Annotated in this window: 8 protein-coding genes and 1 pseudogene; 8 read left to right on the top strand and 1 reads right to left on the bottom strand. The window is 31.8% G+C overall.

What is annotated here, in order from left to right:
- Both CBI42_RS10085 and CBI42_RS10095 read left to right on the top strand, forming a co-directional pair.
- The coding region (locus CBI42_RS10085) for a CHAP domain-containing protein (RefSeq protein ID WP_142294101.1) at nt 1-317 on the top strand (317 nt) is incomplete at its 5' end.
- A gap of 237 nt (nt 318-554) precedes the next feature.
- Nucleotides 555-1,121, top strand: coding sequence for a PBECR4 domain-containing protein (locus tag CBI42_RS10095; RefSeq protein ID WP_070481759.1), 567 nt, complete (start codon nt 555-557; stop codon nt 1,119-1,121).
- A gap of 890 nt (nt 1,122-2,011) precedes the next feature.
- Here the strand turns inward: CBI42_RS10095 and CBI42_RS10100 are convergent.
- Nucleotides 2,012-2,974 carry a helix-turn-helix domain-containing protein gene (locus CBI42_RS10100; protein WP_078238475.1) on the bottom strand — a complete coding sequence of 321 codons (963 nt, stop codon included), beginning with the start codon at nt 2,972-2,974 and terminating at the stop codon, nt 2,012-2,014.
- A 227-nt stretch (nt 2,975-3,201) separates the two neighbouring features.
- On the opposite strand from CBI42_RS10100, the gene CBI42_RS10105 reads away from it, so the two are divergent.
- From CBI42_RS10105 to CBI42_RS10130, 6 genes and pseudogenes are all read left to right on the top strand, one after another.
- Nucleotides 3,202-4,959 carry an ABC transporter ATP-binding protein gene (locus CBI42_RS10105; RefSeq protein WP_094753916.1) on the top strand — a complete coding sequence of 586 codons (1,758 nt, stop codon included), beginning with the start codon at nt 3,202-3,204 and terminating at the stop codon, nt 4,957-4,959.
- A gap of 4 nt (nt 4,960-4,963) precedes the next feature.
- Nucleotides 4,964-6,688 (top strand): ABC transporter ATP-binding protein, encoded by a 1,725-nt coding sequence (locus CBI42_RS10110; protein WP_094753917.1) that lies wholly within the window; start codon nt 4,964-4,966, stop codon nt 6,686-6,688.
- A gap of 20 nt (nt 6,689-6,708) precedes the next feature.
- Nucleotides 6,709-7,296 carry an MptD family putative ECF transporter S component gene (locus tag CBI42_RS10115; protein WP_049510000.1) on the top strand — a complete coding sequence of 196 codons (588 nt, stop codon included), beginning with the start codon at nt 6,709-6,711 and terminating at the stop codon, nt 7,294-7,296.
- Nucleotides 7,293-7,982: an energy-coupling factor transporter transmembrane component T gene (locus CBI42_RS10120; RefSeq protein ID WP_162837406.1), complete on the top strand. Its 690-nt coding sequence runs from the start codon at nt 7,293-7,295 to the stop codon at nt 7,980-7,982. The genes CBI42_RS10115 and CBI42_RS10120 overlap by 4 nt, the downstream gene beginning before the upstream one ends.
- Entirely contained in the window at nt 7,976-9,346 is a 1,371-nt protein-coding gene (locus CBI42_RS10125) for an ABC transporter ATP-binding protein (protein WP_048773348.1), read from the top strand. The genes CBI42_RS10120 and CBI42_RS10125 overlap by 7 nt, the downstream gene beginning before the upstream one ends.
- A gap of 247 nt (nt 9,347-9,593) precedes the next feature.
- A pseudogene (locus CBI42_RS10130) lies at nt 9,594-9,863 on the top strand (phage tail tip lysozyme); the annotation flags it as partial.
- Nucleotides 9,864-10,119 lie beyond the last annotated feature (256 nt).

The raw sequence follows: 10,119 nt of genomic DNA on the forward strand, positions 1-10,119 counted from the left end.
GCTTAAAGCTAAAAGGTAGAAATGGAGAGAAGATTTCAATCATTAATACCATGGGGAATGGTCAGGACTGGGTTGCGACAGCTTCAAGTCTTGGTGGGGAAACAGGCTCTACACCAAGAGCAGGTGCCATTGTTTCTTTTGTAGGAGGTACACATGGCACACCAGCAGACTATGGTCATGTGGCCTTTGTAGAGAAGGTCTATTATGATGGTTCTTTCCTCGTGTCTGAGACAAACTATGGTGGCAACCCTAACTATACCTTTAGAAAAATCTCGCAAGCAGATAGTGCCATCAGTTTTGCCTATACAACGAAATAAAGAAGTTGATACTTGAAATTTTAATAATTTTCAGGTAGAATAAATAGTGTAGATGAGTGGTCGGCTCATGGTCAATCTGATAGTAATCTTGGACGTAATGGCCAAGCGGTGGCGGACACCAGAACGAAATCCGATAGCAATCTTGGACGTAATGGCCAAGCGGTGGCAGACACCAGAATAAACCGACTGACTAGGTGGCTTACAGACTCTGTAAACCACCTTTTTTGTGAGGAAAATATGGCAAATTCTAGAGATTATCGTAATCCAAATTACACCGAAAAAATAAAACTTCAGCGTTTTTTTACTCAGTTACAAATTGCGGCTTCTTTTTTTAAAGAACACTTTGTTGGCAAAATCATGTATTATGAAACGGAAATAGAAAGTGTTGAACTTCATTTTTCACCTACTAATTTCATGCACCTATGTGGTGTTGATTACCGAAAAGGTGCAGGCAGTTTCTTTGACGATTGTTTAAATAGTCATGTCATAATTGATGAGTTGAAAATAAAAAATGATGGAACCACGATGCAAAAGTTACAAGTTTTAGGATCTATTGAGGAGTTATTGGGAAAGCATGTTCATCTAACTGGTTCAGGACGTTATTTGTATTTGGAGTTTGATTATGCTCTACGTACAAGAAAACAGATACTAGCATTAACATTGAAAGAGACATCAAGGAAAATTGTTCCTCAATCTTTATTAGATTTGAAGAGAAAGACAGTATTTCCAGAAGGTCAAAAAGTAATTTCAATTTACTCAAAACATTTACAAACGTCGGAACTTTTTTATTATTTAAAAGATTAGTTTACATATCTTTTGTGGTATAAAACATATTTTTATCATTATAAGGAGAACGAAGTTTTGGCTCGTTCTTTTTTTGTTGATGATATGCTCCAAACAACCTACACTAGATTGGATATGAAATAGTTTGTGATTACATAATTTATCTTCAGGGAAGTTATGGACATTATCTCAATTTCTGTTATGATAGACATCTCTAACAATTTCCGTTATAACAGACATTGACTTACAAAGTATTTCTTTTCTGAACATATTAGCGTTATAATATAAATGCAGTGTTACACTGTAGAATATTAAGAAAATAGGATACTATAGGTTTAAACTAAATGTGTAAGATAAATAGTTGGATTAGTAAAAGTTTCAAGTCTGATAAGAACAACATTACATTTCATACAACTGAATGTATATATTTTATAAGAGAGAGGGATGCTTGATTGGGGAAAATCATTCAAAATACAGTTATAAGGATTTTAATAAGAATGAAAGTGTGATATTTCTTTTTCAATAATCTTCTAAATTTATTAAAATCAAGCTTTCCACTTATGTATTCTGCTAATAAACTTCAATACATTTCAATAGATTTTCAAAATTTGGTGGGGATTTTTATTATACTTTGTACGAGCTTTTCAATACCCTACCCCAACCTTTAAAATCCCCTAAGTTATTTACTCAAGGGATTTTTTATCTGCTTTTTTCATACTCAAACAGTCAGTCTAACTGTTTGATTTTCTTTGTGACTAAGTCCCTAAAAATAGTAGAATTAGCTACTTTACTGATTTTACAAGATAATAACAAGACCTAAACGTATAATTTATTTAGGTTTACCAATTATGACTTTAACATTTTCCAATAAGGTCTAACTCAACCGTCCCCAAAGTTAAATCCTTATGTATTTAATCAGAAAGATTATTTTTCGCATATTTTTTTATGTCTTTGGGATAAAATCCCTTATATTTTTTGAAGCATGTACTAAATTTACTGTGAGAGGAATATCCTACAGCCTCTGCTATATCTTGAATTTTAAGGGTAGAGTTCAGTAGGAGTAATTCCGCCATATTCATTCTCCGTCTTTGAGTATATTCTGTAATTGTACATTGATATTTTTGCTTAAATAACTTTTTTAGTTTTGTGCCGCTCATAGTGGATATTTTTTCTAAAGTATCCTGTGAGATAGATGTTGCATAATGATCGTCTATATAATTGGCGACATTTTTCAAAGCCTCATCATCGGCAATAGATAGTGGATTGCTGTACTTATTTAAAAAAGAGTCTATTGTAATACTTAACCATTCCTTTGCCTTTGACTCAAAAAAGATTTCAGCAGCAGGAGATGCCATCTTGCAATTAAGGATATCTTTTGCGATTCTTTCTAAAGGCTTGTTTATTATAATGCTGGTATTAAAAAATAAATCTTCATAGTTACAGACTTTATTCTTATAAGAGGACAGGCATTGCTCTATCATGGACTGATTGAAATTTATACCGATTCCTAAATAAGGAGAGTTTTTGTGAAGTATAAACCTATAGTCTTTAGAATTTTTTGTATTTATAGTAAAAAGTGAATTTGAAGAAAGATTTTGATAAGGATTAAAACATTCACCGTTTGCTGTAACTAAATAAGATAAATAAAGGGAATAGAAATTATTCAAACCAGAAAAACTTGTATGGATAATTTCTTTTTTTATGAAAACATCATAAATATCAATAGTGAAATTATCGCCCTCGTAAAACCAATATATGCCTTCTGCATTATCCGTGCTAAAACGGAATTCATGTCCTACAGTGGAGTATTTTGTATTATCGATAGATTCATCTGTAGAAAAAAAGTTTTTAACAAAGTTATAAAAATCACTCATATTATACCTCCGTGCTTTTTATTTTATCCCGAATAGACATTATCCCGAATAGACATATTTAGCCATATCTAATTGATTGAAATCCTCATTTATTATAAAATAAATAATAGATAAAAACAAGAAAAACTATGCGTATTGCAAAAGAGTTTGAAAACTAGCCTCTAAAATCAGTCTAAAAAGGCTATTTATAGGGTTTGCTAATTTTAAGAAAAAGGAGGAGTTGTTCAGTGAAGAATAAGAAGAAATCAATACTGAAAAGACTAAAGGATTACGGTGGTAAAAAAAGTTTTTTACTCTATATTGCTATGGTTATGTCTGCTGTATCAGGTGTCATGGTTTTGATGCCTATGGTATATATTCATAGAATTGTAAATAACTTAATTTTAAATGGGATGGTGAATTTTGATTATGTAAAGGAAAATTCAATTTATGCAGCAGTCTTTGCCGGTCTGGGGCTATTCATATACCTAATAGGTTTAATTTTATCCCATATTTTTGCATTTGAAGTGGAAGATAACATTATTAAGACTTCCGTAACAAAACTAATAAACAAACCGCTTGGGTATTTCGATGACAAAGAAAGCGGAAGGATAAGAAATGTAATTGTGTCCGGAGCGTCTGAAACCCATTCTTTTTTAGCGCATCAACTTCCTGATATGGCGATGACCATTATATCGCCAATCGTCCTGCTTGTATTTTTCTTCGTGTTTAACTGGAAGTTAGGACTTGCCAGTATGATACCGATGATTATCGGTATGACATTGATGTCATCTATGATGACAGCCGAAACAAAAAAAATGAAAGATGAGTATTATGCTGGACTTTCCAATTTATCTTCTCAGACAGTGGAATATGTTCGAGGAATTCCTGTTGTTAAAACATTTGCACAAAGTGTTGAGAGCTTTGATAAGTTATATTCGTTAATCATAAAAGTAAAAGACAATGTACTTAAGCTTACTATGAGTTATATGAATAAAATGTCGTGGTTTGAAACCGTTTCTACATCGACGGCATTTTTCTTGGTACCTGTGGCATTACTCTTAATAAAATTTAATGGAAACCTATCTAATGTAGTTGCAGATTCTGTTATTTACTTCCTAATAGGACCGGCATTTGCTACTTTTATTATGAGAACTGCGACGATTACACAATCCAGTTATTTTGCGGAACTTGCTTTAGATAAAATTGAGAATATACTTGAGTTTGATGATTTTGTTTATGGAAATAAAACAAGTTCTGATGTTGGGATAGAGTTTAAAAATGTAAGCTTTTCTTATGAAGATGAAAATGTATTAGACGATATTTCATTTAAGGTGAATAAAGGAGAACGAGTTGCTTTAGTCGGATCGTCAGGCAGTGGTAAAACTACTATAGCAAGGCTTGCTGCACGATTTTACGATATTAAAACAGGTGAAATTTATATTGGAGGAATTAATATAAAAGATTTTGAAAAAGAGGCTTTAATGAGAAAAATTGCTTTTGTTTTTCAAAACTCTAAACTATTTAAAATGAGTTTAAGAGATAATCTTTTAATCGGAAAGCCTGATGCAACTAATGAAGAAATTGACAATGCCTTAATCAATTCAGGGTCTAAAGATATTATTGAAAATTTAGATAAAGGACTTGATACTGTTTACGGAACTAAAGGCACATATTTTTCAGGAGGAGAAGCTCAAAGGATTTCTATAGCGAGAGCTTTTTTGAAAGATGCAGATATTATCATTTTAGATGAAGCTACAGCCTTTGCAGATCCTGAAAATGAACATTTGATTCAAGAGTCTTTTAAGAAGCTATCAAAAAACAAGACAACATTGATGATTGCTCATAGATTATCTACAGTAGTAGATGCGGATAAAATTCTTGTTATTGATAAGGGGAAAATTGTAGAAGAAGGCAAGCATTCAGATTTAATAGGTATGAGTGGGCATTACAAAAAACTTTGGGAAGAATATCAAAAATCCGTAAATTGGAAGATAGGAGGTTAAACATATGGTTTCTTATTTTATGAAAAAATATGCGATGTCAGAAAAAGGCGCTCTTAACTTAAAAAAAGCCATATTTTCACACACGCTTGTTAATTTAACTAAATTGTTCGCACCAATGATCGGTTTTATGTTTCTGTTTCAGTATATAGGCATTTTAAAAAGTATTGAGAGTTACAATTTTACTTCTGTTCATTATATTGCACTAATTGTAGTAATGATGATTGTGATGTTCTTAATAGCGAGGTGGGATTATGTAAGACTTTACACCAATGTGTACAACGAGAGTGCAAATTCAAGAATTGAGTTAGCGGAAAAGTTAAAGAAATTACCTCTTTCTTATTTTGGTAAAAGAGATTTGGCAGACCTTGCGGAAACCATGATGAATGACATGAACTTATATGAAACAATTTTTTCTCATGCTGTACCTCATATATATTCAACGGCTATATCCACAAGTATTATTGCTTTAATGCTTATCTTCTATAATTGGAAACTTGCACTTGCAGCCCTTTGGGTAATTCCCATTTCTATTTTGATTATATTTTTATCAAAGAAAAGTCAGAAAAAAATAGTACAAGGCTGGATAGATGAAAATCGTAAGGTTTTTGATAATCTACAGGAAAATATAGAGCAGATAGAGCAAATAAAATCTTACAACTTAGAAGATAGGATGTTAAATGATTTTTTTGAAAAATTAAATGCATCCACAAAACAGAAGACGAAAGGTGAAGTTGTAGCCGGAACACTTACAGGAATAGCTGCCGCAATTTTAAAGCTTGGAATTATAAGTGTTGCCGTTATCGGCGTCAACATGCTTATGGCAGGGGAGGTAAGTGCGCTGGTTTATATCGCATTTTTAATGCTTACAGCAAGTATTTATCTTCCTATAGAAGGAATAATCACCTTTATGTCAATGATAGTTATGCTTGATGCGGTTGTAGGGAGAATAAAGGAAATAAAGACCATGCCTGTTCAAAAAGGCAAAAAAGATATTGACATTAAAAATTACGATATTGAGTTCAAGGATGTTTATTTCGGATATGATGATTATTCTGTAATAAATTGTGTGAGCTTTACTGCAAAGCAGGGTGAAATCACTGCGCTAATCGGTTCAAGCGGAAGCGGAAAAACAACTCTCACCAAGCTTGCTGCAAGATTTTGGGATATAGATAAAGGAAAGATTTTGATAGGGGGAGAGGACATCGGTAAAATTGATCCGGAAACACTCCTTAAAAATTTCTCTATCGTTTTCCAAGATGTTACTCTTTTTAATTCAAGCATAAAAGATAATATAAAAATCGGTAAAAAAGATGCCACAGATGAAGAGATTATAAGAGCGGCTAAAATAGCAAGATGTTATGAATTTATAGACAAAATGCCGGATGGAATAGATACAGTAATAGGTGAAAACGGACAAAGACTTTCAGGCGGAGAAAGACAAAGAATCTCAATAGCAAGGGCAATACTAAAAGACGCACCAATCATATTGCTTGATGAGGCTACAGCATCTCTGGATGTTGAAAATGAAAGTCTAATTCAAGAGGCTTTATCCGAACTTATAAAAGAAAAAACGGCAATTGTTATTGCTCATAGATTAAGAACAATAAGAAATGCAAACAAAATCGTTTTATTAAATGCCGGAAAAATAGAAGCGATAGGGACAGATGAAGAACTTTGTAAAAGCTCGGAATTTTATAAAGCAATGCTTAGAAAATCTAATATTCAGTGAAAACTTATTTAGAAGGAAATATAAAAATGGAAAAATTAAGAATTAAAGATTTAGTTACGATAGGTGTATTTACAGTAATATATTTTGTACTTATGTTTGCTTCGGGAATGATTGGTATTGTACCGATTTTATACTTGGCATACCCTACACTGGCAGGCATTATAACAGGAATAGTTATAATGCTCTTTATGGCAAAAGTTCAAAAATCATGGGGATTATTTATACTTGGGTTGATTTGTAGTCTTTTAGCAATTGCAATGGGAAATACATATGTAATATTGATACATGCTGTAATCAGTATGGCAATTGCGGAACTTTTAAGAAAAAAAGGAGAATATAAATCATTTAAATTTAATATGCTCTCATTTGCCGTATTCAACACTTGGATTTGTGGTTTCCTTATGCAAGTTTTGTTGGCTAAAGACAAGGTTATTAAACTGGCGGAAACAGGCGGTATGGGTCACGATTATATAATGAAGCTCATAGCACTTTTGAATTATCGAAGTATGGTATTAGTATATATCGGTGCTGTTGTCGGCGGGATACTCGGCGCATATATCGGTAAAGTCTTTTTGAAAAAGCATTTCGAAAAAGCTGGTATTGTATAATGCTCGTTTCTTTAGACAATCCATATAATCCCAATCCAATTAGTAAAATTTTAGTAAGTTTTTCACTTGGATTTGCTGTATTTTATAAAGTAAATACCTATTTTGAATGGGGAATTGTGCTTCTTATTTCATTTCTTTTTTTAATGAATGGATTTAAGAAAGAAGCCTTAAAAAACATATCATTTTTTGGGGTTCTTTCTTTGATACCTAATCTTGATGTAATTAGAAATATGAATGCGATTTTAATGATGTTTTTTATGCTATTTGCTGTATGTAAGATGTTTTATCTTCCATTTAGTGCGGGAAGTTTTTTTTTAAAAACATCGGATGTAGGAAGTGTAATATCCTCAATGGATAAAATGAATTTACCTCGTACTGTTTCTATACCAATTGCTGTAATGTTTAGGTTTTTTCCTTCATTTAGGGAAGAAAGTCACAATATAAAACTTGCTATGAAAATAAGGGGTATTACATTTAAAAATCCAATTTCATACATCGAGTATGTAATTGTGCCTTTACTTGTTATGTCTTCTAATATTTCTGATGATATTGCAAAGGCAGCAGAAACAAAATGTATTGAAAATCCTGTTAAAAAAACTAGGTACATATCCGTCAAAACGAAAACAGTTGATTTTGTTTATGTGCTTTCAATACTGATTATGGTTATAGGAGGAGCTTTATGGTAGAAATTGAAAATTTATCTCTATCTTATGGAAATTCTCCTAAAGTGTTAAAAAACATTTCTTTAGATGTAAAAAAAGGCGAATGTGTATTATTTACTGGGAAAAGTGGTAGCGGAAAATCTTCAATTATAAATTCTATCAATGGGTTAGCTGTACGATATGATGGAGCTTCTATGGGTGGAACCATCAGGATTGATAATAAAGATATTAAAAACCTCGAATTATACGAAATATCGCTCTTAGTATCAAATGTATTTCAAAATCCAAAGACACACTTTTTCAATATAAATACTACTCTTGAATTACTTCTCTATTTGGAGAATATAGGACTTTCAAAAAAACAAATGGATGAAAGACTAAATGATATGTTGGATTTGTTTCCGATAGAACATCTTTTAAATAGAGATATTTTTAAGCTTTCGGGTGGAGAAAAGCAGATTTTATGTATTGCTGCAAGTTATATATCTGGAACGGAAATCATTGTTTTAGATGAGCCTTCATCAAATCTTGATGAAGAAAACATTTTAATCATAAAAGAAATGCTTATAAAACTTAAAGATAAGGGGAAAACTCTTATAATCTCAGAACATAGAATATTTTATCTAATGGATATTGTAGATAGAGTTTTTTTGATTAAAGATGGGGAAATACAAAAGGAATATACTCAAATAGATTTTATGAAAATACCGTCTGAAAAGCTAAAGAAGTTAGGTTTAAGAAATAAGAATAGAGTAAAACTTACAGTACCCGAAAATGAAAATAAGGGAAATTTAGAAGTAAAAAACATTGAATTTAAGTTTAATGGCATAGATAAAAAATTGCATTTAAAAGACCTCTCTTTTGAAATGGGAAAAATTTACGGCATAGTAGGAACAAACGGACTTGGTAAATCCACTTTGCTCAGATGCCTCATAGGCTTAGAAAGAAAATCGAAGGATGAAATCTATTTGGACGGCAAAAGACTTTCAAAATCAGATAGGCTAAAAATATCATCCCTTGTAATGCAGGATGTTAATCATCAGCTTTTTACCGATTCTATTGCAAGTGAAGTAGGTCTTGGAATAAAAAATATTGAAAGTAGTTATGTTGAAAATATTCTGAAAAAACTTGATTTATATGAATCAAAAGATCGTCATCCAATGAGCTTGTCAGGTGGACAAAAGCAAAGGGTAGCAATTGCATCTGTACTATGTAAAAAATCTAAACTTATGTTTTTTGATGAGCCTACTAGTGGAATGGATTATTGCAATATGATGAACATATCCCATCTGATCAACGAATGTAAAAGCGATAAGAAAATAATATTCATTGTTTCACATGACCAAGAATTTTTAAATTCGATAGCTGACAATGTTATATATTTGTAAATATCCATAGTGATACTCATATTTGAAAAATCAAAATAAAGGAGATTTAAAGATGTAAGGAGATAAAAATATGAAATATCATGACATGATAATAGAAAATATAAGTGTATGTGAATTTCTTTTATCGTGTGAAAGTAAGATATTTTGTTTAGGAAAATTTTTATGCGTTATTAAATAATATAATAGAAAAAGAATACATTTCTAAAAGAGGACTTTTTACGCCAAAGTGTAGAAGTCCTCCTTTTTTATTATCACTAACGGAAAAGGAGAGAATGGGAGTCGCTTAACCTTATATTCCATTCATAATGGCCTTGCGATTGAGGGGACAAGAGTTCTAACAGGTGATGTTATCGGTGAAACACCAGATAATACAGGTTTGAAAGTTTCTTATCAAAAGTATAAGAACAAGAAAGAAAAATTGGTGTATGTCAATCCTCAATTTTATTTCCCAAAAGTCATTCAACTTCAGACTACTATTTTACCAGCAATTAGTCAGTTTGGTGGGGATGAGTTTGAATGAGCAAAACATATTTATGAGTTTTTGAAATCTCAAGGGCCAAGCGGTGGTAGACACCAGAATAAACCGACTGACTAGGTGGCTTACAGGTTCTGTAAGTCGTCTTTTTTACTTTAATAGTAATGTTTTACATTTTAAGGAGAACGCAGTTTTGGCTCGTTCTCTTTTTTTGTTGTGATACTTCTTTCAAGGAATATTTGATAGGATTGGAGTGAAAAAAGATTAACTAGGAAAGAAGGAAGTATATGGAAGCCAT

Origin of the sequence: Streptococcus sp. KR, assembly GCF_002238115.1 — a bacterium.
In the GTDB taxonomy this organism is placed as follows: Bacteria; Bacillota; Bacilli; order Lactobacillales; family Streptococcaceae; genus Streptococcus.

Excerpts from the sequence above, each read along its gene's own strand:
- CBI42_RS10095 (WP_070481759.1), top strand. The coding sequence starts at position 555 with ATGGCAAATTCTAGAGATTATCGTAATCCAAATTACACCGAAAAAATA.
- CBI42_RS10100 (WP_078238475.1), bottom strand. The coding sequence starts at position 2,974 with ATGAGTGATTTTTATAACTTTGTTAAAAACTTTTTTTCTACAGATGAA.
- CBI42_RS10110 (WP_094753917.1), top strand. The coding sequence starts at position 4,964 with ATGGTTTCTTATTTTATGAAAAAATATGCGATGTCAGAAAAAGGCGCT.
- CBI42_RS10125 (WP_048773348.1), top strand. The coding sequence starts at position 7,976 with ATGGTAGAAATTGAAAATTTATCTCTATCTTATGGAAATTCTCCTAAA.